Here is a 25,628-nt window from a genome sequence, read left to right as displayed (position 1 = left end):
GTGGATCAGCCCGCCATCGCGGCCACCGGCGGGGCCACGTTCTCGGGCGCGAGCGTCGCGGTCACGGACGGGGCTGCGGTGGCGCCGGCGCCGGTCAGCTTCACCTGGAACATCGGCTGCAGCAGCGCGTGGTCGGCGGCCCGCACGGTCAACGTGCCCTTCACGCCGTCGAAGCTCCAGCCCTCCAGCGCCTTGACCAGGGCGTCGGTGTCGGCGGTCGAGCCCTTGGCGGCCTCGGCCGCGTGCACGATCATCTGCGCGGCGGTGAAGCCGTCCGGCGTGAAGATGTCCGGCTTGGCGCCCGCCTTCGCGACCGCGTCGGTCATCGCCTTCTCGACCTCGGTGCCGGCCGCCCCGGCGAAGTAGTGGTTGAGGAACGAGATCCGGTCCGCGCCCGTGCCGTAGAGCGGGTACGAGGCCGCCAGGTCGAGCCCGGTGACGACGTTCGTGGTGGCCAGCACCTCCTGCTGCGTGAGCGACGTCCACAGCGCGGCGGCGGTGTCGCCCGCCCACGCCACGAACAGCAGGTCCGGCTTCGCGGCCTTCGCCTGCGCGGCGAACGGCGTCAGGTCGGTCGCGCTCGGCGGCGCGAGCACCGTGTCGACGGTCGCGCCCTTCGCGCCCAGGATCGCCTTGACCGCGGCGACGTTCGCTTGGCCGAACGCGTTGTCCTGCGCCAGCACCGTCACCTTCTTGCCGGCGGGCGCGCTCAGGTAGGACGCGCCGGCCTGGATGTCCTGGTACGACTGGCGGCCCGAGCGGAACGTGTACTTGTTCACCCCGGTGATCGCGTCGGCGGCGGCCGGGCCGCTGATGAACAGCACCTTGTTCTGCGCCGCCAGCGGCGCCACCTGCAGCGCGACGCCCGAGGCGGTCGAGCCGGCCAGGACCTTGACGCCCTTGCCGATCAGGTCCTTCGCGGCGGACACCGCCTTCGCCGGGTCGCCCGCGTCGTCCCGCTCCTCGACCTCGACCTTGTGGCCCGCGACCGCGCCGGTGCCGTGCGTCGCGTAGTCGAGGCCGGCCTTGAAGCCTTCGACGTACTGCTTGCCGTACGCGGCGAGCGGGCCGGTCTTGGAGTACACCAGCCCGACCTTCACCGGGTCCGCGGCCCCGGTCCCGCCGCCCGACGCCGACCCGGCGGTCCCGGCCTTCGCGCAGCCCGCCGCGAGCAGGCCGCACACCGCGAGCGCGACGGCCTTCCGGGCCAGACGGGTGTGCCGGGTCTGCAGTGCTTTGTCCCTGTCGAGGGTGTTCGGACTACGCATGCCGGCTGACTCCTGAGGGCTGAGGGGGGAACGCTCGATGCCTCGACTGGCACCTGGTGCCGGGAACCCTAGGCGCGCTGTGACCGGCGCGACATGTGACCGGGAACCGCACCTCTCGGCGAAGTCATGGGGGCGGACCACACCCGCACGCCGGACGGCCCGGCCCACCATGGTGGACCGGGCCTTCCGGCATGCGGGTGGAACGTCGGTCGGTCAGCGGGACTGCAGTTGCAGGTCCGCGGCGACGAGGGCGGCGGTGTGCTGGTCGGCGGCGTCGGCGCCGGCGTAGGTGACCAGGGCCAGCGCGTTGCCGCGCACGGTCAGTTCGGCCCATACCGGCATGTCGCATCCGTTTATCGGCAGGACGCGCACGAGGACGCGCGTGGCCGTCACCGGGTGGCCGCGGGTGCTGGCCAGGACCAGCGAGGCCGGGCACAGGCCGGCCGCGGCGGGGGTCATGGCCTGGCCCACCGTCTGGTCTACGCCGCCGCCGGTCAGGTCGACGGACATCGTCGAGCCGTACTGGTTCACGCCGGCCAGCCGGACCGGGCCGTACCAGGAGCCGACGAAGGCGGACGGCAGCGCCGTGCCGGAGGCGGGGAGCGTGCGCGTGGGCTTGGTGCCCGCGGAGGACCGCGTCGACGACGGGGTGCGCGTTCCGACGGGAACGCCGCCCGGATTGCCGCCGTTCGCCGTGCCCGGCCGCGTGGTCGCGGGGACGGTGGGGACCGGGCCGTCCGGGTTGATGTCGATCGTGGTCCCCGGCGTGGCGTTGATGACGACGAGGTTCGGCGAGAACTCCTGCACGGTCGTGCCCTGCGCGACCACCCGCAGCCGGTCGCCGCCGACGGTGAACACGCTCTCGGTGGGCCGCCCGCCGACCGTGTGCCGGATGACCACGGTCATGGAATCGGTGTTCTCGTGCTCGCGGGCGACTTTCACACCGCCCTCGACGGAGAACGTCCCCAGCGGGGTGACCCACGAACGGCCGAGCGTGACGGACACCCCGTCCAGCCCGACGGACAGCCTGACCGGCCCCACCGCGTAGCCCACGTGCGGGCCGTCCGGCGACGTCGACCCGAACTCGCAGCCGACGAGCGCGGGCAGCAGCATCACCGCCACGAGGACCCACCGGATCCCCGACCACAACCGACGCATGCCCCACCCCCCGATGTCACGGCACACCCGGCGGTCCACGCCCGGTTCCCCCCAGAGCGTCCGCCTTTCACCACGGTAGGCGAGCGAAGCGCCGCTCCGCGCCGGAAACTTCCCTCGACCCGGCGGCCACGCCGGCCGACGAGGCGCCGGCCGAGGCGACGCTCAAGCACCTCCTCGAACGGACGGACACGCCGTAACGGCGGACCGCACGTGCGTAACGGGGCCTCCGTCGTGGTACCCCTGATGATCGACGCACCGCGACGGCGGGCGCGTCCGCGCACGGGAGGAGGCGGGACATGCCGACGAGTCCGTCAGGGCACCAGATCGAGCTGCGCCACGGCGACCAGACCGCGGTCGTGGTCGAGCTGGGCGCCGCGCTGCGCCACTACTCCGTCGCGGGGCGCCCCGTGCTGGCCGGGTTCTCCGCCGCCGAGCGCATCGTCGGCGGGCGCGGCCAGGTGCTCGCGCCGTGGCCGAACCGGATCAGCGGCGGCCGCTACACGTGGGACGGCGAGGAGCAGCAGCTGCCGCTGACCGAGCCGGCGCACGGCAACGCCATCCACGGGCTGCTGCGCTGGACGTCCTGGCAGGTCGCGGCGCGCGACCCGGAGCGCGCCGAGCTCACCGCGACCGTGTGGCCGCAGCCCGGGTACCCGTTCGCCGTCGCGGTGCACATCGAGTACGCGCTCGGGCCGGGCGGGCTCGCGGTCACCATCACGGCCCGCAACATCGGCGACGCCGCCGCGCCGTACGGGATCGGCCAGCACCCGTACCTGACCGTCGGCACCGACCTGGTCGACGACGCGCTCCTGACCCTCCCCGTGGCACAGCGCCTGCCGGGCGACGGGACCGCCGCCGCGGTCGCCGGAACGGAGTACGACTTCCGCACGCCGCGCCCGGTCGGCCCGGGACGCCTGGACACCGCATTCACGGAACTCACCCGCGGCGCCGACGGGCGGGCGGTGGTCACGCTCGCGCACCCGTCCGGCGGCCACGGCACCGACCTGTGGCTCGGCGAGGGCGCCGAGTTCCTCCAGGTCTTCACGGGCGACACGCTCGCTTCGTCCGCCCGGCGCCGGAGCATCGCCGTCGAGCCGATGTCGTGCCCGGCGGACGCCTTCCGCACCGGAGTCGGCCTGGTGACGTTGGCGCCGGACGCCCGGCACGTGCTGCGCTGGGGCCTGACGTCGTGGAGCGCGTCCTCCTGACAGCGGCCGCCCGACGCGGGCAGGCCTGACACCGCCCGAGGGTCAGGCCTGCCCCGACTTCCGGAACTCCGTCGGGGACTGGTTCACGCGCCGGGTGAACAGCCGGGTGAAGTAGGCCGCGTCGTCGTAGCCGACGTTCCGCGCGACCTCGCGGACCGGCTGGTCGGTGGCCAGCAGCAGGCGCTTCGCACGGGACAGCCGGGTGCGGACGATGTACTCCTTCGGCGTCGTGCCGGTCGCGCGCTGCATCTCGCCGCGCAGCGACGCCTCGTCGAGGCCGAGCCGGCGGGCGTGTTCGCCGACCGTCAGGGGCTCGGTGGCGTGCTCGTCGAAGTAGCGGACGACGCGGGACCCGTCCTCGTGGACCCGCACGGCCTTGAGGTCGGTGATCAGCTGGTGCACCACCGCCGACGTGACGACCTCGCGGTTCGGCGCGCCCGGTTCGACGGCGGTGAGGAGGCGGTCGAAGCCGGCGCGCAGCGGTTTGACGGCGCTGAGCGAGGTGATCGGGTCGTTGCGGTCGAGGAACCCGAGCTCCTCGTACGCCGCCGCGGTCGGGCCCTCGAACAGCACCCAGTGCTCGCGCCAGCCCGTCGGGTCCGGGCTGTACGCGTGGTACAGCCCGGGGAACAGCAGGAACGCCGCGGGCGCCTGCACCGGGATCCGCGGCGCCTGGGCGCTGCCCGAGCGGAACCAGCCCGTCCCGGCGGTGATCAGGGTGAGCTGGTAGCAGCCGAGCACCCGGCCCTGGAACTGCATGGCGTGCACCTGCTGCCAGCCGACCCCGAGGCACACCAGCCCGAGCCGCCGGTGCTCCTGCCCTGGGGTGAGGTAGCGCGCGAAAATCATGGCGCGTCGATGGTAGGCGCGGGCGGGTGTACGGACCAGGTCACGCCTTCACCCCGCCCGCGATCAGGTCCGAGCGCCAGAACCGCTGGAGGGACAGGAACGCCAGCACCAGCGGCAGGACGGACACCAGCGCGCCGGCCACGACGAGGTTGGCGCGGGGCTGGTTCGGGTCGCTGTTCCAGGCGTTGAGGCCGAGCGTGACCGGCCACAGGTCCTGGTCGTTCAGGGTGATCAGCGGCAGGAAGAAGTTGTTCCACACGGCGACGAGTTGGAACAGGAACACGGTCACGAGCGCGGGCGACATGATGCGCAGCCCGATCGTCCGGAAGATCCGGAACTCGCTCGCGCCGTCCAGCCGTGCCGCCTCGAGGAGTTCGTCCGGAACGGCGGCCTCGGCGTAGGTCTTGGCGAGGAAGACGCCGAACGGGCTGACGGCGGAGGGCAGGAGCACCGCCCACACGGTGTCGATCAGGTGCGCCTTCGACAGCATCAGGTAGATCGGCAGGGCGAGCATCGGGGCGGGGATGAGCACCGCACCGAGGATGATGGAGAACACGAACCCCCGGCCGCGGAAGGGGTATTTGGCGAGCGCGTAGCCGGCCATCGCGGCGAGGAGGGTCGCGACCGCGCCGCCTCCCACCGCGTACAGCACGGAGTTCGCCATCCACCGGCCGAACACCCCGTCGTCGGTGGTGAACAGCTGGTGCAGGTTCGACCCGAGGTTCATGTCGGCGAACCAGAACCCGTGCGAACCGAACAGGTCGCTCGAGGACTTGGTCGACGCGACGAGCAGCCACCACGCGGGCATCAGGAAGTACGTCGCCATCAGGAACAGGAAGGCGGTCGTGAGGACTTGGCTGCGGACGGACGGCTTCACAGGCTGGCCCTGCCCTTCGTGAGTCGGGCCGAGATCTTGAGCACCGCGAACGACAGCACGCAGGTGCCGAGCGCGAGCAGCACGGACACCGCGGCGCCCTGCCCGTAGTCGTTGTTCTCGACGGCCTGGTGGTAGGCGGACATGATCGGCGTGTAGTCCGCGCTGATGGTGGAGGTGAGCGGGCGCAGCACGCGCGGCTCGGTGTACAGCTGGAGTGTGCCGATCACCGAGAACACGGTGGTCAGCGCGATCGCGGGGGCGACCAGCGGCACCTTGATGCGCCACGCGATGCGCCAGGGTCCGCAGCCGTCGAGCGCGGCCGCCTCGAACAGTTCGCGCGGCACGGCCTGCAGCGCGGAGTAGATGACGAGCGTGTTGTAGCCGGTCCAGGCCCACGTCACGACGTTCGCGATGGACCACAGGACGGCGTCCTCGCCGAGGAAGTCGGACGGCAGCCCCAGGCCGTCGAGCATCGACACGACCGGGCTGGACCGCGGCATGTAGAGGAACGCCCACAGGATGGTGGCGACCACACCCGGGATCGCGTACGGCAGGAAGTACGCCGCCCGGAACAGCCCCTTCAGCCGCGCCGACTGGCTGTCCAGCACGAGCGCGAGGACCAGGGCCAGTCCGAGCATCACCGGCACCTGGACGATCCCGAAGAGCAGGACGCGCCCCACGCCGGACCACAGGGCGTCGTCGTCCAGCGCGCGCCGGTAGTTGTCGAAGCCGGCCCAGACCCGTTCGGGCGGGGTCAGGCCGAGGCCCGAGCGCTTCATCTTGTGCAGGCTCTCGACGACCGCGTACCCGACCGGGACCGCGTACATCGCCACGAACAGCGCGCCGAACGGGGCGAGGAACATCAGCGGCGCGGCCTTGCGCCGCCAGCGCCGCGGGCGGCGGCGCGGTGTGTCCGGGGGCGGTGAGGGCCGGGACGGCCGGGTCCGGGGTGGCGACGCGGTGGTCAAGGGCGGGCTCCTGCCGGGGAGTGTTGCGTACGGGTGCGGGACCCGGCCCGCCGCGGGGGCGGGGCCGGGTCCCATCGCTGGTGCTGGTCGGGGAGGTCGGAGCGGTCAGCGCCGCCCGGCGCCGAGGCTCAGCCGGCGGCCGCCTTCAGCCCCTTGTCCTGGATGGCCTTCAGCGTCTTGGCCTGCGTCTCGCTCAGCGCCCCCGTGAGCGGCCCGCCGCCCGACGCGGCCTTGCCCGCGAGGTCGGTCAGGTCCGAGGAGACCTGCGTCATCGTCGGGCCCCACTGCCACTTGTCGGGGATGTTCGCCGCCGACTCCTTGAACACGTCGTAGATCTTCTGGTTGTTGAAGTACGCCGACGGCTGCTTGAGCGCGTCCAGGTCGGCGCCCGCCGCCGCGGCCGGGTAGATGCCGGTCTCCTTGACCAGGGTGGCCAGCGACGCGGGGTCGCTCGACATCCAGTCGGCGAACGTCACGGCCGCCTGCGTGTTCTTGCAGCCCTTGAGCACCGCGGTGCCCGAACCGCCGATGTTGCTGGTCGCCTTCGACGACGCGTCCCACGTCGGCATCGGCGCGACCGCCCACTTGCCCGCGGCGCCCTTCGCGTTCTCCTCGAGGAGCGCGCTGAACCACACGGGGCCCACGTAGGTGGCGAAGGTGCCGTCCTGCATGCGCTTGTACCAGTCCGGCGTGGACGTCGGGTCGGCCGCGACGACCTTCTTGTCCAGCAGCCCCTGCCAGTACTGCATCGCCTTCTGCGTGCCCGGCTCCGTCATCGACACCTTCCACGTGTCACCCGACGTCCCGAACCACGAACCGCCGTTCTGCCAGGCCATGCCGGCCAGCCACCACGGGTCGTTGCCGCCGACCGCCGAGTACGCGACGGCCGGGTCGCCGGCCTTGACCTTGTCGGCCTGCTGGGCGAACTCGTCCCACGTCTTCGGCGGGGTCAGGTTGTACTTCTGGAACACGTCGGTGCGGTAGAAGAGCGCGACCGGGCCGGTGTCGACGGGGATGCCGTACGTGTGGCCCGCGACGCCCATCTGCGACCACGCGCCCGGCGCGTACTTGGCCTTCGCGGCGGCGGCCTCCTTCGTGACGTCGGCCAGCGCGCCCTCGACGAGGAAGCTCGGCAGCGTCTCGTAGCCGACCTGGCCGAGGCACGGCGCGTTGCCGGCCTTGACCGCGGCGAGCATCTTCGCGTAGCCGCCCTTGGAGCCCGGGTCGATCTTGTTGAAGGTGACGTGGACGTCCGGGTGCGACGCGTTGAACGCCTCGACGACCTTGTCGTATCCGGGCGCCCAGCCCCAGAACTCCAGCTGCGCGGTGTCGCCCTTGCCGCCGCCCGCGCCGCTCGACTGGCTGGCGGCCGAGCCGGACTTCGCGTCGTTGGAGTCGTCGGAGGAGCACGCGGCGAGCGCGGCCAGCGCGGCGACCGATATTGCGGCGGCGACGCGGCGCGCGGCGCGCCCACGACGGGTGGTACCCCACATGGTGTGGCCGTCCCTTCCTGGATGGGCAGCGTTCGGCGAAGGGCCGAACGGGGGTGGTGGCGGTCGATCATGTTGCGTCCGCCGGGGGGCGTCAACGGGTTGCCGTGGTGATCATGCTTTTGTCGTACTGATCCTTCGGGAAAGTCCAACATCATCGCCGGTCCCGCTGAATTCGGCCGTTGTGGGGTCCGAAGAAAAGTCCAGGAGCGGTCGGAGAAGACTGCAAATCCGTGTCCCCGACGCCACGGCAGGATGATCGCGACCCGCCGCCCCTGCACCGCCGAGGAGCACCGTGACGACCACCTCGACGACCACCGGCCTCGTCCCGCACCCCCGCGGATTCACCCTCGACGGCCGGCCGTTCCGCGTCCTCTCCGGGGCACTGCACTACTTCCGCGTGCACCCCGCGCAATGGGACGACCGCCTCGCCCGGCTGCGCGCGATGGGGCTCAACACCGTCGAGACGTACGTCGCCTGGAACCGGCACGAACCGGAACCCGGACGCTTCGACTTCACCGGTCCCAACGACCTGGCCGGCTTCGTCCGGGCCGCCGCGCGGCACGGCCTCAAGGCGATCGTCCGGCCCGGCCCCTACATCTGCGCCGAATGGGAGCTCGGCGGCCTGCCCGCCTGGCTCCTCAAGGACCCCGGCATGCGGCTGCGCTGCGCGCACCCGGGCTACCTCGCCGCCGTCGACCGCTACTTCGACGCCCTCATGCCCGAACTCGTGCCGCTGCTCGCCGAGAACGGCGGCCCCGTCATCGCGCTCCAGGTCGAGAACGAGTACGGCAGCTACGGCAACGACGCCCGCTACCTGCGCCACCTCGCCGACGGACTGCGCCGCCGCGGCGCCACCGGACTGCTGTTCACCTCCGACGGGCCCACCGAGCCGATGATGCAGGGCGGCACCCTGGCCGGTGTGCTGCCGACAGCCAACTTCGGGTCACGGGCGGGGGAGTCCTTCGAGGTGCTGCGCCGCTGGTCGCCCGACGGGCCGCCGGTGTGCATGGAGTTCTGGAACGGCTGGTTCGACCACTGGCACGAGCCGCACCACGTCCGTGACGCCGCCGACGCGGCGGCCGTACTCGACGAGATGCTCGCCGCGGGCGCGTCCGTCAACCTGTACATGGCGCACGGCGGCACCAACTTCGGCTTCATGAACGGCGCGAACGAGGACGCCGAACACGGCTACCAGCCGACCGTCACCAGCTACGACTACGACGCGGCGATCAGCGAGGCCGGCGAACTCACGCCCAAGTACTGGGCGTTCCGAGAGGTCATCGGCAGGCATGCCGACCTGCCCGCCGCACCGCCGCCGCCCGCCCCGCCCCGGCTGAAGCTCGGGGACGTCCGGCTGCCGCACGCGGCGCCGCTGCTGGCCCACCTCGACGACCTCAGCACGCCGGTGCTGTCGCCGCACACGCTCACCATGGAGGAGGTCGACCAGGCGTACGGGCTGATCCTGTACCGCACCTGGGTCAGCGGCCCCCGCGAGCCGGGCCCGCTGCACCTCGACGGGCTGGCCGACCGCGCCCAGGTCTTCCTGGACGGCGTGCCCGTCGCGGTGCTCGACCGCAGCACCGCCGGCCCGGGAGGCGCCGACGCGACGGCCCACCTGCCGGCGGTACCGGCCGGGGGCGCGCGGCTGGACATCCTCGTCGAGAACTGCGGCCGCGTGAACTACGGGCCCGGGCTCCACGACCGCAAGGGCATCACCCGCGGCGTCCGGCTCGAACGGCAGAACCTGTTCTCGTGGCAGATCTACCCGCTGCCGTTCATCGACGCCCCGGTGCTGCCGGACGGCGCCGCGGCCGCGTTGCCCGGCACACCCGTCCTGCGCCGCGGCACCTTCGAGGTGGCCGACCCCGCCGACACCTTCGTCCGGCTGGACGGCTGGGAGAAGGGCCTGTGCTGGGTGAACGGCTTCCACCTGGGCCGCTACTGGTCGGCGGGACCGCAGCGGACCCTGTACGTCCCGGCACCGGTCCTGCGACGCGGCCTGAACGAGCTCACCGTCCTCGAACTGCACGGACCCGGACCGGGGCTCGTGACGCTGACGGACACCCCGGACCTGGGCACGGAGGCGGCGGCCCCGGAGGTGTGAGCGCCGCCGTTTGCCCTGACCGCGTCGGGGTGCGCATGCTCGAAGGTGGGGGACGGAGGTACGTCATGACTCCGTCCGAGGTCACGGAGAGTGTGCACGTCGACGCCACACCGGAGCGGGTGCGGGCGCCGGGCACCGTGCCCTCGTGGGGGTGCCACGGACACGGCCGCGGGTAGCGGCCCGGCAGGACTCGGGGCCGGCGAAGGGAGCCGTTATGAACACGCCTCCTCCCGCGGAGGCGCCCGCGCGGCTGCGGATCGCTTTCGCGCTCGAGGTGTTCGACGACGGGCTGCTCGCCCAGGTGCTGGTCGAGCCGACGCGGTCGCGCTACCTGCGGCTGGTGGACCAGGCGTACGAGTCCGGGTTCCTGCTGTGCGTCGGCGACGCGGCCGCCACCTCGGCCGAGATCCACGTATGGGACGGCTGCTTCGCGGCGCTGAGCATGCTCGGCGGCCGCCACACGTGGCGCACGGGCGCCCCGACGCCGCTGACCTCCGGGTGGCTGGGCGCCGCGACCGAGATCGGCTGCGCCGTCGTCGAGCTCGTCCCACCGGGCACCTGGCCCGACGACGTCGACCACCTCACGCCCGACGAGCGCCTGGAAGCCTTCAACGACCGGCTCACGGCCGCCGCGCAGGCCGGGACGATCCTCCACGGGCTGGCGCCGGTGACCGTCGAGGACGCGCTGTGACCGGCCACGAGACGGGCCCCGAACGCGTGGCCCGCAAGATCGAAGAGGCCCGGGAGGCGGTGCGCCTCTACCGCGAGAAGGAGTCCCCGGTCCCCCTGGGCGAACGCCGCGAAGCCGAACGCGCCGCAGGCGACGACGGCACGGCGGAGTCGCCGACGGGCGAAGGCGAAGCCCCCGAACGCCAGGGCGCCGATGAGAACGCAGCATCGGCCGCGGACATCGAGGGGGCCCGCGAGGCCGCCACAGGGAAGGACGAGGACGGCTCGGCCGAGACGAGCTGACGAGCGGGCGGGGGCGCCGACGGGCGACAGACGACCGGCGCGAAAGGAACCGGCCGCGTGCTCGTGCCGACCGGCTCCGACTCCGGCAGCGGCGCGGGCCGAGGCCCCTGCGCGGCCTGGCGAGCCGAGGCGGACCTCCCCCTGCGCCGGCCTGGCGAGCCGAGGCGGACCTCGGCGGCGGCGCGCGGCTGCGTCCTCGCGCCGCGGTCGCTGCTCGGGTGCTCGACCGCTGGGTCGGTGAGGGTGAAGGCGACGGCCTGGTTGTCGATGGGCTCGATGGCGGCGGCCTTCTCGATGATCGTGTCTCCTGCACGCACGCGACCTCGGCCTCGACCCACGCGCGGGCGGCCTCCTCGTCGAACGGCGGAGTGGCCGGGATTCAGACTGTCGTGTCGGGGCCGCCGCGGTGTGGGTGCAGTCTCAGGCGGCCCGCTTTCCAGGCCGCGTTGCGCTTTTCGTCGTCGGTGCTGCGGAAGCTCGGGGGGTCGCCCCAGCCGGCCCAGGCCAGGAGGTGTCCCGCGAGTGCGCCGACGAGGGCCACGCCCGCGCCGACGCCGACCAGCCAGGGGTGGTCGAGGACGATCGCCGCCGCGGCCACGAGCACGCCGGCCAGGATCACCACGACGGTGGTCCAGCCGGCAGGGCTGCTGCCCTTGTCGTAGTGCTTGGCCGGTCGGTGCGTCGGCACGGGGTCCTCCTCGTCGGAGCGGGCGGCGGCGGCGCGCCCGTCAGCCGGCCTTGGCGCGGGACCGGCGCCACAGCAGCAGCCCGGTGCCGGCCGCCACCGCACCGGCGGTGCAGGCGGCGCGCTTGCCCATGTTCCCCCGCGTCGCGCCGTGCGCGTCCGCCTGGTCCTTGACCGCGCCGGGGGTCGGGGTGATGGTGCGTGCCGCGGCTCCGTGACGTGACTCGAATCGGCGGGGCATGGCGTGCTCCTCTCGTCGTGGCTCGGGCATCGCGTCGCTACCCGGCATCGGGGCGTACGACACGTGCGCCCCAGCGGCCGCGTGCGCCGCTACCGCCGCAGCGCCGACGTCAGCTCCTGCTTGTTCATCTTGGAACGGCCGCTGACGCCGCGGCGCCTGGCCTCGGCGTACAGCTCGTCGTACGTCCACGTGTCGGCCTCGCGCCGGGCGACGCGGGCCCGTGCCCTGTCGGCGGCCTCCGCTTCGTCGACGTCCGGCCAGTCCTCCCGCCCGCGGGCGGCGAAGAGGTCGCGGACGCGGTCGACCAGGCCGACCACGGGCCCGAGCACCTTGCTCGCCGTCGGTGTACTGGGCGTCGTCGGGTGCGGGCGGGTCGGTGCGACCTGCTTGGCGCGGCGGACGTCGTCGCCGAGCGCCGCCAGTTCGGCCTTGCCGCACGCCCGGCGCAGTCGCGGGAACAGCCGCCGCTCCTCGTCGCGTATGTGCACGCGGACCTCGGTCTCGAGCTTCGCGACGAGCCGCCCGAAGGCCGGGTCGGAGGGCACGGTGCGTTCGAGGCGTTTCAGGAGCCCCTCGGCCTCGGCGTGGTCGGCGAGTTCCTTGTCGGCGAGCGCGTTGCCGTCGCGGACGCGCGCCCGCACGGCCGGGTAGAGGTACTGCTCCTCGGCGACCGAGTGCCGGACGAGCTCGACGGTCAGCTCCTCGGCGAGGCGCTTGCGCTTGTGGTTCTCGTGCGCCGCCGCGCTTATGCGTTCGAAGAGGGATTCGACCTCGCGGTGGTCGGCCTTGAGTTCGTGAATGATGTCGCCGCCGTGGCCCATGGCTGCGCCTCACTTCGCGGGATTTCGTGTCCTGGCGTTCGGGCGGCCACCCCGGGGCGGCCGGTCCATGACGCGTCGCGGCCGGTGTGGCGGGCTGCGTAGACCGCCTCGATCTTCTCCCGTACCGCGGCGAGTTCCTCGCGGTGATCCGTCATGGCGGGCCGCTACCCGGGTGCGTCGCCTGCGACGCGGTGCCCGGTGTCGGTTTCCGTCCGGCGCATCGGGTAGCCGCACAGGCGGACATGTGCGGGCCCGGGCGCTGCGTGGTCGCGTCGGGCCCGGGAGACGAATGGGGAGACGGCGGCATGCACGGCGTTCGGCGGCACGACGGAGAGCATCGAGACGGAGCGGCGCTGGACGCGAAGGCCCTGGCGGCCGAGCTGCGACAGTGTGTGCGCGGCGAGGTCCGGTTCGACGCGGGCAGCCGGGGGGTGTACTCCACGGACGCGTCCAACTACCGGCAGCCACCCGTCGGCGTCGTCGTGCCGTACGACGTCGACGCCGCCGCGGAAGCGGTGGCCGTGTGCGCCCGCCACGGCGCCCCCGTCCTCTCGCGCGGCGGCGGAACCAGCCTCGGCGGCCAGTGCACCAACGCGGCCGTGGTGATCGACTGGACGAAGTACTGCAACCACCTCGTGTCGCTCGACGCCGAACGCCGGGTCTGCGTCGTCGAACCGGGCATCGTCCTCGACGAGCTCAACCGTCAGCTCGCCGACGCAGGCCTCATGTTCGGTCCCAAGCCGGCCACCCACAGCCAGTGCACGCTCGGCGGCATGATCGGCAACAACTCGTGCGGCGCGAGCGCGCAGGCGTACGGCAAGACCGCCGACAACGTGCGGCGCCTGGAGATCGTGACGTACGACGGCCTGCGCTGCTGGGTCGGCCCCACACCGCCGGAGGAGCTCGACGCCGTGGTCGCCGCAGGCGGCCGCCGCGGAACGCTGTACGCGGAGCTGCGCGCCCTCGTCGACCGGCACCTCGCCGACCTGCGCACCGGCTACCCCGAGCTGCCCCGCCGGGTCTCCGGCTACAACCTCGACGACCTGCTCCCCGAACGCGGCTTTCACCTGGCCCGCGCGCTCGTCGGCAGCGAGGGCACGATGGTCGCCGTCCTGCGCGCCGAGCTCGACCTCGTGCCCGTGCCGCCGGCCGAGTCGATGCTCGTGCTCGGCTACGACGACATCTGCGCCGCCGCGGACGCCGTACCCCGAATGCTCGAGCACAGCAGCCCACACCTCCTGGAGGCGCTGGACGGCCGCATGGCGCAGCTCATGCGCGAGGAAGGCGTCCACCTCGAATCGCTCGACACGTTCCCCGAGGGGGAGAGCTGGTTGCTCGTGCAGTTCGCCGGCGACACCCGCGACGACGTCGACCGGCAGGCCAACGACCTTCTGCACGCAATCGGGCGCGCACCCGACGACCCGACCGTCGCCTTCTCCGACAACCCCGCTCGCGAGGTCCGCGCGCTCAAGGCCCGCGAGGCCGGGCTCGGCGTCACCGCACGGCCGCCGGACGGCCGCGACACGTGGGAGGGCTGGGAGGACTCGGCCGTCCCGCCCGACCGGCTCGGCGACTATCTGCGGGACCTGAAGGGGCTGTTCGCCGAGTTCGGCCTCGACCATCCCACGCTGTACGGGCACTTCGGGCACGGCTGCGTGCACACCCGCATCCCGTTCGAACTCCGCACGCCCGAAGGCGTCGTCGCCTTCCGCGCGTTCCTCGGCCGCGCCGCGGACCTGGTGACGTCGTACGGCGGATCGCTGTCCGGCGAGCACGGAGACGGCCAGGCCCGCGGCGAACTGCTGGAACGCATGTACGGCCCCGGCCTGCTCGCAGCCTTCCGCGAGGCCAAGGCGCTGTTCGACCCCGGCGACCACATGAACCCGGGCAAGGTCGTCGCCCCGCACCGCGTCGACGAGGACCTGCGGCTCGGGCCGTGGTGGCGCCCGCGCGAACCCGCCGCCACCGCGTTCGACTACCCGCACGACGACCACTCCTTCACCCGCGCGGTCACCCGGTGCATCGGCATCGGCAACTGCCGCTCGCATGAAGGCGGCGTCATGTGCCCCTCCTACCGGGCGACCGGCGAGGAGGAGCACTCCACCCGTGGCCGCGCGCGCCTGCTGTTCGAAATGCTCGGCGGGCAGGCCGACTCCACCGTCACGCAGGGCTGGCGCTCCCCGGAGGTGCGCGACGCACTCGACCTGTGCCTCGCCTGCAAGGGCTGCCGCTCCGACTGCCCCACCGGCGTCGACATGGCCACCTACAAGGCCGAGTTCCTGTCCCACCACTACGCCGGCCGGCTGCGGCCCGCCGCGCACTACTCGATGGGCTGGCTGCCGCTGTGGGCGCACCTCGCGAGCGCGGCGCCCGAGGTGGTCAACGCCCTCCTGTACGCGCCGGGCCTCGCCGCCGCGGGCAAGCGGCTCGCGGGCGTGGCCCCCGAGCGCGACGCGCCCGTGTTCGCGGCGCGGCCCTTCCTCACCTGGTGGGCCGAGAGCGGGCGCACACGTCCCGATCCCGGCGACCCGCGCACCGTCCTGCTGTGGCCCGACACGTTCACCAACCACTTCCACCCGCACGTCGCGCAGGCCGCGGTACGGGTGTTGGAGTCCGCGGGCTTCCACGTCGCCGTGCCCGACCGGCCGGTGTGCTGCGGGCTCACCTGGATCTCGACCGGCCAACTGCGCACGGCCAAGCGCGTGCTGCGCCGCACGGCGGACGCCTTGGCGCCATGGCTCGACGCCGGGACGACCGTGGTCGGGCTCGAGCCGTCCTGCACCGCCGTGTTCCGCGCCGACGCGCCCGAACTCCTGCCCGGCGACGACCGGGTGCGGCGGCTCGCCGACCAGGTCCGCACCCTCGCAGAGGTGTTGACGGGCGACGAGGCCGACGGGTGGCGGCCGCCGCACATCGGCCGGGCCGCGACCGTCCAGACGCACTGCCACCAGCACGCCGTCATGAAGTTCGACGCCGACCGCGAACTCATGCGCCGTGCCGGGCTCGACGCCGACGTGCTCGACGTCGGCTGCTGCGGCCTCGCCGGCAACTTCGGCTTCGAGCGCGGGCACCACGCGCTGTCCCTGGAGATCGCCGACCTGGGGCTGCTGGACGCCGTGCGGCGCACCGACCCCGACGCGTTCGTGATCGCCGACGGCTTCAGCTGCCGCACCCAGATCTCCCAGGCCGACACCGGCCGCACCGCGATGCACCTCGCGGAAGCGCTGGAACGCGGCATGGACGGCGGCCCGGCCGACGGCGGCCTGCCCGAACAACGGCTGCCGCGACCCGTACCGCCCGCCCGCCGGGCCAGGCTGCTCGCGACCGCGGCGGGCGGCGGGGCACTCGTGGCGGCCGCACTGGCGGCGCTGTCGGGGCGGCGGACCGGGCGTGGCGTGCGCGAACTGACACGATACGTCGACGGGTTCGAGGTACCGGAGGGGTGACAGGGTGTCCGTGGCCCGGACGTGATCGGTCAGGTGGTCAGATGGTCAGGTGGTCAGGCGGTCAGGCCAGGCACGCCAGCACCGCGGTCTCGACCGCGTCGGCGTCGATGCCCGACTCGGCCAACTGCTCGCCCGGCGTGGCCGAGCCCGGCATGTGACGCACCGCCAGACGGACCAGGCGCGGCGCGGGCGGGGCGTCGGTGCGGGCGAACGTCTCCGCGACAGCGTCGCCGAGGCCGCCCTCGGGGCGGTGGTCCTCGACGGTGATCAGGCACGCGGTGGCGGCCGCCGCGGCGTACAGCGCCTCGGTGTCGACCGGCTTGACCGAGTACAGGTCGAGTACCCGTACCGGAACGCCGCGCTCGGCCAGGCGGTCGGCCGCGGCGAGCGCGGCGTGCACGGTGATCCCCGCGGCGGCCACCGTCACCTGCGCCCCGTCGCCGGGCCGGAGCAGGCGGCTGCCGCCGACGGGGAAGACGGCGTCGGCGCCGTAGACGACCGGGGTCGCGCCGCGCGTGGTCCGCAGGTAGCGGATGCCGGTCGCTTCGGCCATCGCGGCGACGAGCCGCGCGGTCTGGTTGGCGTCGCACGGGTACAGCACCGTCGAACCGTGCAGGGCACGGAACATCGCCAGGTCCTCGAGACCCATCTGGGACGGCCCGTCCTGCCCGATCGAGGTGCCGGCGTGCGAGCCGACCATACAGACGTTCGCGTGCCCGATCGCGGCCATGCGCAGGAAGTCGTGGGCGCGGGTCAGGAACGCCGCGAACGTCGACGCGAACGGCAGCCAGCCGCGGGTCTGCAGCGCGACCGCCGACGCGGCCAGCTGCTGCTCGGCGATGTAGCACTCCAGGAACCGCGAGGGGTGCCGCTCGGCGAACGAGTTCAGGCCCGTCGAGTCGCCCACCTCGCCGTCGACCGCCACGACGTCGCCGCGCACGTCGCCGAGCGCCGCCAGGGCCTCGCCGAACGCCTTGCGCGTCGGCACCTCGTCGCCGACCTCGTACACGGGCAGGTCCGCGTCCTTGTCCAGCGTCTCCCGGTCGGCGAGGTGGGTGGGGAGCGGCGGACGCACCGGAACCACGACCTGCCTGGACGGCTCGCCGCCCAGCGCCGCGATCGCCCGCGCCTCGTCCGGCACCGGTTTGCCGTGCGCGCCCTCGCGGTTCTCGACGTCGGGCACGCCCCGGCCCTTCATCGTGCGGGCGATGACGGCGGTGGGCCGGTCGGTGGTGTCGAGGGCCTCGCCGTACGCGGCGTCGATCGCCGCTATGTCGTGCCCGTCGACGGTGACGGTGTGCCAGCCGAACGCGGCGAAGCGCGTCGCGTAGGCGTCCAGGTCCCACCCGTGCCGGGTCGGCCCGCGCTGCCCGAGCCGGTTCACGTCCAGCACGAGCGTGAGGTTGCCGAGCCCGTGCGCCCCCGCGAACTCGGCGGCCTCCCACACCGACCCCTCGGCCGTCTCGCCGTCGCCGGACAGCACCCACACCCGCGCGGGGCCGGCCTCCAGGCGCAGGATCCCCCATGCGAGCGCGGCACCCATCGGCAGGCCCTGGCCGAGCGACCCGGTCGCGAAGTCGACCCACGGCAGCCGGGGCGTCGGATGGCCCTCCAGGCGGCTGCCCCGCGTGCGGAACGTCAGCAGCTCGTCGTCGGAGACCGCGCCGACCGCGCGGTACATGGCGTAGAGGAGGGGCGTCGCGTGCCCCTTGGAGAACACCAGCCGGTCGTTGCCGGGATGCCCGGGGTCGGCGAAGTCGTAGCGCAGCCGACGGCCGAGCAGCACCGCCATCAGGTCGGCCGCCGACAGCGACGACGTCGGATGGCCCGATCCGGCGGCGCTGGACGCGCGCACGGAGTCCACGCGCAGCGTGCGGGCGAGTTCGGTCAGTTGCGGATGATCCATCGGGGGTCCTCAAGGACGACGATCCTGGCCAGGCGGTCGGCTACCCGGTCCGCGGCGGAGCATGCCCAGGACGTGGCCGCCGGGGCAGGGGGGACGGGCCCGGGGACGCCCTTACGGCGAGCGGCGGCGCCGTCCGCGCGGGCGGGAGCCGGCGGCGCCGCAGCCCGGGTCCCGCGGGGCGGTGCGGCGGACGTCATCGGGCTTCTCGGCGGCGGCCCGCGTCCGCTTCGTCGCCGGTGTCGGTGCCGGCGCCGGGCCCGGTGGTGGCGGGGCGGCCCTCGTCGGGTTCGAGGCGCGGACGGTGGTCCGTGCCCGGTGCGGCGTGCGGGTTCCCGCCGGGGTGCGTGGAGTCGGTAGGCGGCGTTCGGCCGACGGTCGCCCGGCGGCGTTCCCGGCGCAGGCGGTGGACGAGCGGGACGAACATCATCGCGGCCAGGACCAGGACGGCCACGACCGTCAGGGCGACCGTGCCGGCGCCCGGCCCCGCGGAGTCCGCGAGGGTGAGGTTCATGCTCGGCGGCTACCCGTGCCGTGCGGGTTGACCCGCCGACCACGCGGGCCGCCCGGTGCGACCTGCCGCGGCTGGGCCGAAAGACGGTCGGCGGCGACCCGGGCGCATACCCTGCGCGAGCCTGGGCAGCCGCCAGACATGCGGACCACGACCATCACCACGCGCCTCGAACGGGCCGGCGTGCTGGACCGCCCAGCGGCGTGGCTGCGCGCCCTCGCGGCACGCGCCCCCGACGGCACGGTGCGCGACGCCCTGCGCGGCACACCCCTCGGGCACCCCGCGCACCCCATCCTCGTCCAGGTTCCGATCGGGGCCTGGCTGTCGTCCGCCGTCCTGGACTGTGTGCCGGGCACCGGACGGGCATCCGCCGAACTGATCGCGGTCGGCCTCGCCGCCGCGGTGCCGGCCGCCGCCGCGGGCGCGGTCGACCTCGCCGCTGCCGAACGCCCCGCGCAACGCCGCGTCGGTGTCGCCCACGCGGCCTGCAACTGGATCGGCATCGCCTGCTACTGCGCGTCGCTGACCGCACGCATGCGGCACCGGCCGCTGCGCGGCAGGTTGTGGGCGCTCGGCGGGCTGACCGCCGTCGGTGCGGGCGGCTACCTGGGCGGGCACCTGGCGTACCGGCTGGGTGTCGGCGTCGACGTGCCGGGGCCGAGCCCGGACGGGCAGCCGACGGGGGACCTCTTCACCCGCGTGGACGCGCGCTGACACCGAAACAGCACGACACGACAGCACAGCACAGGGAGGTCATCGCCATGGTCGATTTGGAAGGACAGCAGGTCGCGTTCCTCGTCGCCCCCGAGGGCGTCGAACAGGTCGAACTCACCGACCCGTGGCAGGCGGTACAGGACGCCGGCGGGACGCCGCGCCTGGTGTCGACCAAGCCGGGTGAGATCCAGGCCTTCCACCACCTCGACAAGGCGGACACCTTCGTCGTCGACGACGTCCTCCCGCTCGGCCACCAGGACTTCGTCGGCCTCGTCCTCCCGGGCGGCGTCGCCAACCCCGACCAGCTGCGGACGAACACCGCGGCGGTGGCCTTCGTCAAGTCGTTCTTCGACAGCGGCAAGCCCGTCGCGGCGATCTGCCACGCCCCGTGGACGCTCATCGAGGCCGGGGTCCTGCTGGGCCGCACCGTCACATCGTGGCCCAGTCTGCGGACCGACCTGCGCAACGCCGGCGCGATGTGGGTGGACGAGCCCGTCGCGGTCTGCGAAAACGGCCGCAGCATGCTGGTCACCAGCCGGAAGCCCGACGACCTCAAGGCGTTCGACGAGGCCTTCCTGAACGTGTTCGCAAACCGCGTGCGCGTCCGCTGAGCCGCGCTGTTCGGCGGTTCCTACGCCCGGTCGCCCGCCGCGAGGTCGACGCCCGCGGCGCGTCCCGTGCGGCGTGCGCGCAGTCGGCGGCCGGCGGCGACCAGGGTCAGGCCGACGGCGTAGAAGGCGAGGTTGACCGCGCCGTACGCCCACTCCACGGCGTCCGGGTCCTTCGCGAATGCGGAATGGTCGCCGCCCACCCAGGCCTTGGTGAGCGTCATGGTCTGAAACGTGAAGACGTACGAGTGCACCGCGACGTAGGCGAGGTAGGCCGCCAGTCGATCGCGGACGAAGTAGCCCAACGGCAGCGGCAGTACGAGCAGGATCGCCAGTTCCATGAGAGGCCCTCCCGGGTCCGGGGTCGGAGTTCGGGTCGATGTGACCGCGCTGCCAGCGTCGCCTCGCGGGGGTGCGCCGCACATCGGGGCCGGCCCCGAACCCTGACACGGGCCGACGCCTAAGTGCCTGTACGGATGCCGCCGTTCCGCCCGGCGGGCATCATGGCGCTGTGGACGCACGGACCCGGTGGCGCGGCCGCATCGTGCTGCCCGTCGCCGTGTTCGCTTCGGCCGTCGGGCTGTTCGCCGCGTTGTCGGCGGGCCCCGCGGGGGAGGACCCGGCGGCCGTCGTCGCGGTCACCGTCGCGGTGTTGACGGTCCCCGTCGTGATCGGGGTCCTGGTCGGGCTGCGCGTGCCGGACGCCTGGGTGGGCGCGGCCCTGGTCTGGGTGGGGGCGGCGCCGGCCGCCGTGTTCGCCGTTGAGCTGTGGGGCGAGACCTCGCACACGGCGCACCCGTGGGTCGGCGCCCACATCCTCTACGTGGTCAAACTCGGGGCGTGGGTGTGGAACCTGGCCGGATTCACCGCGCTGTGCCTGGTGTTCCCGAACGGCCCGATCCCCGGGCGTCGCGGGCGGGTGATGCTGTGGTGGGCGCTTGGCACCGGGGTGGCGGCGCACGCGCTGGCGTCGTGGCTCGCGTACTCGAGCGAGTCCTCCCCCTTGCCGACGCCGGTCGAAGTCACCTTGGCCGTTTGCGTGTTCGCGGGCATCCTCGCGGTGCCGGCCGCGGCCGTACGCACGCTCGTGGGGCGCTATCGCAGCGGCGACGCGACGACCCGCCTGCAACTGCGCTGGCTGGTCGCGGGCGCGTCCACCGTGCCGGTGCTGCTGGCCGCCGGCTGGGCGATGCAGGCGTGGTGGGACGCCCCGCCGAGCGTCGCCTACACCGGGTTCCTCGTCGCGATGCTGGTCGCCGTCCCGGCGTCGGTCGCGACCGCGTGCTGCGCCACGACCTCTTCGACGTCGACCGGCTCATGGGGGAGACGCTCGCCTGGCTGCTGACCACCCTGGTCTCCGCGGGCGTGTTCGCCGCGGTCGTGTTCGGACTCGGCGCGGCGGTCGGTGCATCGGGCGCCGTCGGCGGCGGTGGTGCCGCGTTCGCGGTGGCGCTGCTCGTCCTGCCGTTGCACCGGCGCGTCCAGGCGGCGGTGGGCCGCGTGGTCGACCGGGAGAGGTACGTCCACGCCGCGCGCATCCAGCAGTTCGTGCGCGACGTGCGCGACGGGACGGCCGCGCCGGAGGACGTCGAGACCGTCCTGCGCGACACCCTGGACGACCCCGGTCTGACGCTGTGGCTCAAGCTGCCGGGCAGCACTGCCGACGGCTACGTCGACCCGTCCGGTACCGCCGTCGCGGCGCCGCCGGACGGCGGGCGCATCCCGCTGCGCAGCGGACCCGCCGAGGTGGGCCTGGTCGTGCTCGGCCGGACGTCGGCCCGCAGGCAGCGCCGAGCGAGAGAACTCGTAGCTCTCGCCGCACTGCCGATCGAGGTGAGCAGGCTCCGGCTCGAACTGCGCGCCGCGTTGGAGGACGCGCGCACCAGCCGGGCCCGTCTCGTCCAGGCGGCCACCGAGGAACGCCGGCGCCTCGAACGCGACCTCCACGACGGGGCTCAGCAGCAGATCGTCGCGGCGGGGATGCGGCTGCGCTCGGTGCAGCGGCGGCTTGAGTCCGGAAGCCCAGAGCATCGCGAACTCGACGCCGCCGTCGAGGCGTTGGAGGCCTCGATCGCCGAACTCCGCAGCCTGGCCCACGGCCTGCGGCCCAGCCGCCTCGACGACGGCCTGCCCGCCGCGCTGGCGTCCCTGGTCGCGGACAGCCCGGTACCCGTCCGGCTCTCGGTGGCCGACGTTCCGCTACCCGAAGTGCTGGCCACGACGCTGTACTTCGTGGTCGCCGAGGCGTACGCCAACGCCCTCAAGCACGCCGCGGCGGGCGAGCTGACCGTCGAGGTCGCGCACACCGGCGACGCGCTGACCGTCCTCGTCGCCGACGACGGCGTGGGCGGCGCGCACGGCCCGATGACCTCGGTGCGCGACCGGGTCACCTCCGTCGGCGGCGAGTTCGCGATAGAAAGCCCCGACGGTGTCGGAACGACCGTGAAGGCGGTGATCCCCCATGCGGATCGTGGTGGCCGATGACTCGGTGCTCTTTCGCGAAGGGCTGGTCCGGCTGCTGACCGAGGTCGGCCACACCGTCGTCGCCGCCGTCGGCGACGCCGACCAACTCCCCGCCGCGGTCGCCGAATCCGCGCCCGACCTCGTGGTCATCGACGTCCGCATGCCGCCGACCATGACCGACGACGGCGCGAAGGCGGCGGGCGAACTCCGCCGCGCCCACCCGGGCCTCCCGATGCTGCTGCTCTCCCAGCACGTCGAGACCCGGCACTCGGTCGCGCTCGTCGCCGAGGGCGGCTTCGGCTACCTGCTCAAGGACCGCGTCCTGCGCGTCGACGACTTCCTCGACGCCCTCACGCGGGTCGCCGCTGGAGGCTCGGCCCTCGACCCCCAGGTCGTCGGCGCGCTCCTCGCCCCCGCCCGCCGCGACACCGCGCTGTCCCGCCTGACCGACCGCGAACGCGACGTCCTCGCCCTCGTCGCCGAAGGCCACTCCAACGCGGGCGTCGCGACCCGGCTCCACCTCGGGGAGCGCACCGTGGAGACCCACATGCGCGCCATCCTCCAGAAGCTCGACATCCCGGAGACCGCCGACCACCACCGCCGAGTGCTGGCCGCGGTCACCTACCTGCTGCTCGCCCGGCCCGCGGGCTGACCGCGTCCTCGGCGCTCACACACGGGCGGGCCACGTCCTTGCCGCCGGCGGCACACGGCCGGCCCAGGGGCGGGCCCGTTCGAGCTGCCCCGCGAGGCGGAACAGGGTGGCTTCGTCGCCGACCCGGCCCAGGAAGTGGACGCCGATCGGCAGGCCCTCCCGCGACCAGTACAGCGGCACGGACATGGCCGGTCCGCCGGTGATGTTCGCGGCGATCGCGGGGAACGCGACGAACGGCGAGCTGTTGCGGGCCGTACGCCACGGGTCGTCCTCGGACGACGTCATCTCGCCGAGAAGGAGCGGAGGTTGGGCGAGTGTCGGGGTCAACCAGGCGTCGTAGCCGGTCAGGAAGTCGGCGACGGTGCGCGCGAACGCCTGGAGCGTGGTGACCGCGAGCAGGTAGTCGCCGCCGGTGACGCGACGGCTGTGCTCCCAGTAGGCCCGGGTGTACGGCTCCAGTTCCCCCGGCGCCGGAGGGCGGCCCAGCTCCCGGGTCCAGTACGCGACGATCCAGTCCATCGCCGCGTAGTAGACGGTGCCGATCGCCTCACCGACCTCGTCGCCGAGCCCGGGCAGGTCCTGCTCGACCAGGTCGTGGCCGAGGTCCGCGCACAGCCCGACGGCGTCCTCCAGGGCGGCGGCGCAGTCGGGGTGGACGGGGTGGCCGCCGGACGCGGTCAGGCTGTACGCGATGCGCAGCAGGCCCGGCTCGCGGTCCACCTCCGCGGCGAACGGGCCGGGCGCGGGCGGCGCGGTGTACGGGTCGCCGGGCGCGGGTCCCGCGACGGCGTCCAGCAGCGCGGCGGAGTCGCGGACCGAACGGGTGAGCGCGTGTTCCGCCGCCCAGCCCCCGAACGCGTCGCCGTAGGCCGGCCCGAGCGGCACCCGGGCGCGATTGGGCTTGAGCCCGAACAGGCCGCAGCAGGACGCCGGGAAGCGGATCGAACCGCCCGCGTCGTTGCCGTGCGCGGCCGGAACCATCCGCGCGGCGACGGCGGCCGCCGAACCGCCCGAGGACCCGCCTGTGGTGCGGGCCGGGTCCCACGGGTTGCGGGTGGGCCCGTACAGGACGGGCTCGCACGTCGGCGCCATGCCGAACTCGGGCGTGTTGGTCTTGCCGAGCAGCACCAGCCCGGCGGCGCGCAGCCGCCGGACGAGCTCCTGGTCGTGCCGGGAGACGTTGCCGCGCAGGTACGCCGACCCCTCGGTGAAGCGCACCCCCTCCTGCTCGGTGGCGAGGTCCTTGATCAGGTACGGGACGCCCGTGAAGGGACCGTCGGGCAGGCCCGCGCGTGCCTGCGCGAGCGCCTGCTCGAACGTCGGCGTGATCACCGCGTTGAGGGCCGGGTTGAGGCGCTCGATCCGGGCGATCGCCGCGGTGACCAGCTCTTCCACGGTCACGTGGCGGTCGCGTACGAGCGCGGCTTGGGCGGTGGCGTCGAGCGCGGTGACGGTGTCGACGTCGGTGGCGCTGAGAGTGCTCATGGGCCGGCCTCGAGGATGACGGTACGTCGCGCAGCCGAGCCCCGCCGGCCGTCGTGCCGGGCACGGCGAGGCCACAGCAGCATTATCCCACCGGCGCCGCGGGGCGCGCCCGCTTCCGGGAACTCCTCACCCGTATCGGTGACGGCGGGATCCGGCTCACGGCTGGACGCGGCGAGCCTGACGGCGCCACTCGGACGGGGTGGCTCCGCGGGCCCGCTTGAAGGCGGTGCTGAAGGCGAAGGCGTCGTGGTAGCCGACCGCGCGGGCGACGGCGGCGACGGTCGTGTCGGTGTCGCGGAGCAGGTCGGCCGCGAGGGTCATGCGGTGGGCGGTGAGATAGGCGAGCGGGGGTTCGCCGACGAGGCGGGTGAAGCGGGCGGCGAACGCGGCGCGGGACAGGCCGGTCTCGGCGGCGAGGCCGGCGACCGTCCAGGCGCGGGCGGGCTCTTCGTGCAGCAGGCGCAGCGCGTCGCCGACGGCCGGGGCGGCGAGCGCCCGGTACCAGGACGGGTCGGCCCCTGGCCTGGCGCACCAGGCGCGCAGCGCCAGGACGAGCAGGAGGTCGAGCATCTGGTGCAGGACGGCGTCCTGGCCGGGCTCCTCACGGGCGACCTCGGCGGCGAGCAGGTCGAGCGCCGCCCGGGTCCGAGGTCCGGCGGGCACGACCGCGAGCGGCGGCAGCAGGTCCAGCAGGCGGTCGCCCGCGCCGCCGCGGAGCTCGTACGCCGCCCGGAGCACGGTCGTGGCGCCGGGCAGGCCGTCGCCGTAGGTGCGCGGTGCCAGTGCCTCCTGGCCGTACACCGCCTCGGAGTTCGCGTCGGCGAGGTACTTGCGTCCGCCTCGGATGACGAACTGCGTTGGGGTGGAAGGGGCGTCGGAGACCGTGTGCGGGCCCGGGCCGGTGATGAGGACGATGTCGCCGGGGGCGAGGGCGACGTGCACGGGGTCGACGGCGGAGTCTGAGTCCGGGTTGGGGCCGGGGTCGGGAGACCCGCCGAGCCGGACGCACGCGGGGCCGCCGAGCGCGGTCACGGCGGTCAGCGGCGGCGGGTCGGCGAACGTCATCGACCAGGGCGGCCGTTGGACGAGCTGACGGATCAGCGGATTGGTGGCACGGGCCCGGTGCAACAGGTCGCTGAGGACGTCCATGCCCGACGAGGCTAGACGATCACCAAGGTTCCGGCGACGTTCACCCATGGATC

23 protein-coding genes and 1 pseudogene are annotated in these 25,628 nt (G+C 73.8%); 10 read left to right on the top strand and 14 right to left on the bottom strand.

Translation table 11 applies throughout. From position 1 onward, the window contains the following. Positions 1-5: 5 nt before the first annotated feature. Positions 6-1,268: a substrate-binding domain-containing protein gene (locus tag QI554_RS05050; RefSeq protein ID WP_281466268.1), complete on the bottom strand. Its 1,263-nt coding sequence runs from the start codon at positions 1,266-1,268 to the stop codon at positions 6-8. A gap of 213 nt (positions 1,269-1,481) precedes the next feature. Beyond that, on the bottom strand, positions 1,482-2,426 hold the full coding sequence (locus tag QI554_RS05045; RefSeq protein WP_281466266.1) for a hypothetical protein: 945 nt from the start codon (positions 2,424-2,426) through the stop codon (positions 1,482-1,484). Between the two features lie 296 nt (positions 2,427-2,722). On the opposite strand from QI554_RS05045, the gene QI554_RS05040 reads away from it, so the two are divergent. Continuing rightward, complete coding sequence (locus QI554_RS05040) at positions 2,723-3,634, top strand: aldose 1-epimerase family protein (protein ID WP_281466264.1); 912 nt, start codon at positions 2,723-2,725, stop codon at positions 3,632-3,634. A gap of 42 nt (positions 3,635-3,676) precedes the next feature. On the opposite strand, the gene QI554_RS05035 is transcribed toward QI554_RS05040, so the two are convergent. The 4 genes from QI554_RS05035 to QI554_RS05020 form a co-directional block, all read right to left on the bottom strand. Next, positions 3,677-4,483, bottom strand: coding sequence for an AraC family transcriptional regulator (locus QI554_RS05035; protein WP_281466263.1), 807 nt, complete (start codon positions 4,481-4,483; stop codon positions 3,677-3,679). Positions 4,484-4,523: 40 nt separating this feature from the next. Next, entirely contained in the window at positions 4,524-5,360 is an 837-nt protein-coding gene (locus QI554_RS05030) for a carbohydrate ABC transporter permease (RefSeq protein WP_281466261.1), read from the bottom strand. Next, entirely contained in the window at positions 5,357-6,223 is an 867-nt protein-coding gene (locus QI554_RS05025) for a carbohydrate ABC transporter permease (RefSeq protein WP_425527916.1), read from the bottom strand. Before QI554_RS05025 ends, QI554_RS05030 begins: the two co-directional genes overlap by 4 nt. Positions 6,224-6,456: 233 nt before the next feature. Beyond that, the gene (locus QI554_RS05020; RefSeq protein WP_281466256.1) at positions 6,457-7,821 is read right to left on the bottom strand and encodes an ABC transporter substrate-binding protein; all 1,365 of its coding nucleotides are present in this window, start codon (positions 7,819-7,821) and stop codon (positions 6,457-6,459) included. Between the two features lie 292 nt (positions 7,822-8,113). Between QI554_RS05020 and QI554_RS05015 the strand changes: the two genes are divergently transcribed. The 3 genes from QI554_RS05015 to QI554_RS05005 all read left to right on the top strand — a co-directional run bounded on the left by QI554_RS05015 (position 8,114) and on the right by QI554_RS05005 (position 10,897). Then, positions 8,114-9,925, top strand: coding sequence for a glycoside hydrolase family 35 protein (locus QI554_RS05015; protein ID WP_281466254.1), 1,812 nt, complete (start codon positions 8,114-8,116; stop codon positions 9,923-9,925). Between the two features lie 214 nt (positions 9,926-10,139). Then, a complete protein-coding gene (locus QI554_RS05010) occupies positions 10,140-10,616 on the top strand; it encodes a hypothetical protein (protein WP_281466252.1) in 477 nt (158 codons plus the stop codon). Next, the gene (locus tag QI554_RS05005; protein ID WP_281466250.1) at positions 10,613-10,897 is read left to right on the top strand and encodes a hypothetical protein; all 285 of its coding nucleotides are present in this window, start codon (positions 10,613-10,615) and stop codon (positions 10,895-10,897) included. Before QI554_RS05010 ends, QI554_RS05005 begins: the two co-directional genes overlap by 4 nt. A gap of 379 nt (positions 10,898-11,276) precedes the next feature. On the opposite strand, the gene QI554_RS05000 is transcribed toward QI554_RS05005, so the two are convergent. The 3 genes and pseudogenes from QI554_RS05000 to QI554_RS04990 all read right to left on the bottom strand — a co-directional run. Continuing rightward, a complete protein-coding gene (locus tag QI554_RS05000; protein WP_281466248.1) occupies positions 11,277-11,585 on the bottom strand; it encodes an HGxxPAAW family protein in 309 nt (102 codons plus the stop codon). A gap of 40 nt (positions 11,586-11,625) precedes the next feature. Further along, complete coding sequence (locus tag QI554_RS04995) at positions 11,626-11,823, bottom strand: hypothetical protein (RefSeq protein WP_281466246.1); 198 nt, start codon at positions 11,821-11,823, stop codon at positions 11,626-11,628. Positions 11,824-12,086: 263 nt separating this feature from the next. After that, positions 12,087-12,644, bottom strand: a pseudogene (locus QI554_RS04990) (hemerythrin domain-containing protein); the annotation flags it as partial. Positions 12,645-12,949: 305 nt separating this feature from the next. Here QI554_RS04990 and QI554_RS04985 point away from each other — a divergent pair. Continuing rightward, positions 12,950-16,090 carry an FAD-binding and (Fe-S)-binding domain-containing protein gene (locus tag QI554_RS04985; protein WP_281466244.1) on the top strand — a complete coding sequence of 1,047 codons (3,141 nt, stop codon included), beginning with the start codon at positions 12,950-12,952 and terminating at the stop codon, positions 16,088-16,090. A 61-nt stretch (positions 16,091-16,151) separates the two neighbouring features. On the opposite strand, the gene QI554_RS04980 is transcribed toward QI554_RS04985, so the two are convergent. Beyond that, a complete protein-coding gene (locus tag QI554_RS04980; protein WP_281466242.1) occupies positions 16,152-17,996 on the bottom strand; it encodes a transketolase in 1,845 nt (614 codons plus the stop codon). A gap of 193 nt (positions 17,997-18,189) precedes the next feature. After that, positions 18,190-18,507 (bottom strand): hypothetical protein, encoded by a 318-nt coding sequence (locus tag QI554_RS04975; protein WP_281466240.1) that lies wholly within the window; start codon positions 18,505-18,507, stop codon positions 18,190-18,192. Between the two features lie 138 nt (positions 18,508-18,645). Between QI554_RS04975 and QI554_RS04970 the strand changes: the two genes are divergently transcribed. Both QI554_RS04970 and QI554_RS04965 read left to right on the top strand, forming a co-directional pair. After that, positions 18,646-19,218 carry a DUF2231 domain-containing protein gene (locus QI554_RS04970; RefSeq protein ID WP_281466238.1) on the top strand — a complete coding sequence of 191 codons (573 nt, stop codon included), beginning with the start codon at positions 18,646-18,648 and terminating at the stop codon, positions 19,216-19,218. 47 nt (positions 19,219-19,265) lie between these two features. Then, positions 19,266-19,829 carry a type 1 glutamine amidotransferase domain-containing protein gene (locus QI554_RS04965; RefSeq protein WP_281466236.1) on the top strand — a complete coding sequence of 188 codons (564 nt, stop codon included), beginning with the start codon at positions 19,266-19,268 and terminating at the stop codon, positions 19,827-19,829. Between the two features lie 20 nt (positions 19,830-19,849). Here QI554_RS04965 and QI554_RS04960 read toward each other — a convergent pair whose 3' ends face one another. Further along, positions 19,850-20,167, bottom strand: a complete 318-nt coding sequence (locus QI554_RS04960) for a hypothetical protein (RefSeq protein ID WP_281466234.1) — start codon at positions 20,165-20,167, stop codon at positions 19,850-19,852. A gap of 170 nt (positions 20,168-20,337) precedes the next feature. On the opposite strand from QI554_RS04960, the gene QI554_RS04955 reads away from it, so the two are divergent. From QI554_RS04955 to QI554_RS04945, 3 genes are read left to right on the top strand one after another with little or no spacing between them, the layout of a single operon-like run. Continuing rightward, a complete protein-coding gene (locus QI554_RS04955) occupies positions 20,338-21,171 on the top strand; it encodes a hypothetical protein (protein WP_281466232.1) in 834 nt (277 codons plus the stop codon). Next, positions 21,108-22,310: a sensor histidine kinase gene (locus QI554_RS04950; RefSeq protein WP_281466230.1), complete on the top strand. Its 1,203-nt coding sequence runs from the start codon at positions 21,108-21,110 to the stop codon at positions 22,308-22,310. The genes QI554_RS04955 and QI554_RS04950 overlap by 64 nt, the downstream gene beginning before the upstream one ends. Then, positions 22,288-22,941, top strand: a complete 654-nt coding sequence (locus QI554_RS04945; RefSeq protein WP_281466227.1) for a response regulator — start codon at positions 22,288-22,290, stop codon at positions 22,939-22,941. The genes QI554_RS04950 and QI554_RS04945 overlap by 23 nt, the downstream gene beginning before the upstream one ends. A 15-nt stretch (positions 22,942-22,956) precedes the next feature. On the opposite strand, the gene QI554_RS04940 is transcribed toward QI554_RS04945, so the two are convergent. Together QI554_RS04940 and QI554_RS04935 are read right to left on the bottom strand one after the other, a co-directional pair. Next, the gene (locus QI554_RS04940) at positions 22,957-24,426 is read right to left on the bottom strand and encodes an amidase (RefSeq protein WP_281466226.1); all 1,470 of its coding nucleotides are present in this window, start codon (positions 24,424-24,426) and stop codon (positions 22,957-22,959) included. A gap of 156 nt (positions 24,427-24,582) precedes the next feature. After that, positions 24,583-25,575 carry an AraC family transcriptional regulator gene (locus tag QI554_RS04935; RefSeq protein ID WP_281466224.1) on the bottom strand — a complete coding sequence of 331 codons (993 nt, stop codon included), beginning with the start codon at positions 25,573-25,575 and terminating at the stop codon, positions 24,583-24,585. Positions 25,576-25,628: the final 53 nt, after the last annotated feature.

It is taken from the genome of Yinghuangia seranimata (genome assembly GCF_029953285.1).
Lineage (GTDB): Bacteria > Actinomycetota > Actinomycetes > Streptomycetales > Streptomycetaceae > Yinghuangia > Yinghuangia seranimata.
This window is presented reverse-complemented; position numbering and strand designations above follow the sequence as displayed.

Coding starts and splice junctions, on each gene's coding strand:
- QI554_RS05050 (WP_281466268.1), bottom strand. CDS start 1,268: ATGCGTAGTCCGAACACCCTCGACAGGGACAAAGCACTGCAGACCCGG.
- QI554_RS05045 (WP_281466266.1), bottom strand. CDS start 2,426: ATGCGTCGGTTGTGGTCGGGGATCCGGTGGGTCCTCGTGGCGGTGATG.
- QI554_RS05040 (WP_281466264.1), top strand. CDS start 2,723: ATGCCGACGAGTCCGTCAGGGCACCAGATCGAGCTGCGCCACGGCGAC.
- QI554_RS05035 (WP_281466263.1), bottom strand. CDS start 4,483: ATGATTTTCGCGCGCTACCTCACCCCAGGGCAGGAGCACCGGCGGCTC.
- QI554_RS05025 (WP_425527916.1), bottom strand. CDS start 6,223: ATGTTCCTCGCCCCGTTCGGCGCGCTGTTCGTGGCGATGTACGCGGTC.
- QI554_RS05020 (WP_281466256.1), bottom strand. CDS start 7,821: ATGTGGGGTACCACCCGTCGTGGGCGCGCCGCGCGCCGCGTCGCCGCC.
- QI554_RS05010 (WP_281466252.1), top strand. CDS start 10,140: ATGAACACGCCTCCTCCCGCGGAGGCGCCCGCGCGGCTGCGGATCGCT.
- QI554_RS04995 (WP_281466246.1), bottom strand. CDS start 11,823: ATGCCCCGCCGATTCGAGTCACGTCACGGAGCCGCGGCACGCACCATC.
- QI554_RS04985 (WP_281466244.1), top strand. CDS start 12,950: ATGCACGGCGTTCGGCGGCACGACGGAGAGCATCGAGACGGAGCGGCG.
- QI554_RS04980 (WP_281466242.1), bottom strand. CDS start 17,996: ATGGATCATCCGCAACTGACCGAACTCGCCCGCACGCTGCGCGTGGAC.
- QI554_RS04975 (WP_281466240.1), bottom strand. CDS start 18,507: ATGAACCTCACCCTCGCGGACTCCGCGGGGCCGGGCGCCGGCACGGTC.
- QI554_RS04970 (WP_281466238.1), top strand. CDS start 18,646: ATGCGGACCACGACCATCACCACGCGCCTCGAACGGGCCGGCGTGCTG.
- QI554_RS04965 (WP_281466236.1), top strand. CDS start 19,266: ATGGTCGATTTGGAAGGACAGCAGGTCGCGTTCCTCGTCGCCCCCGAG.
- QI554_RS04960 (WP_281466234.1), bottom strand. CDS start 20,167: ATGGAACTGGCGATCCTGCTCGTACTGCCGCTGCCGTTGGGCTACTTC.
- QI554_RS04945 (WP_281466227.1), top strand. CDS start 22,288: ATGCGGATCGTGGTGGCCGATGACTCGGTGCTCTTTCGCGAAGGGCTG.
- QI554_RS04940 (WP_281466226.1), bottom strand. CDS start 24,426: ATGAGCACTCTCAGCGCCACCGACGTCGACACCGTCACCGCGCTCGAC.
- QI554_RS04935 (WP_281466224.1), bottom strand. CDS start 25,575: ATGGACGTCCTCAGCGACCTGTTGCACCGGGCCCGTGCCACCAATCCG.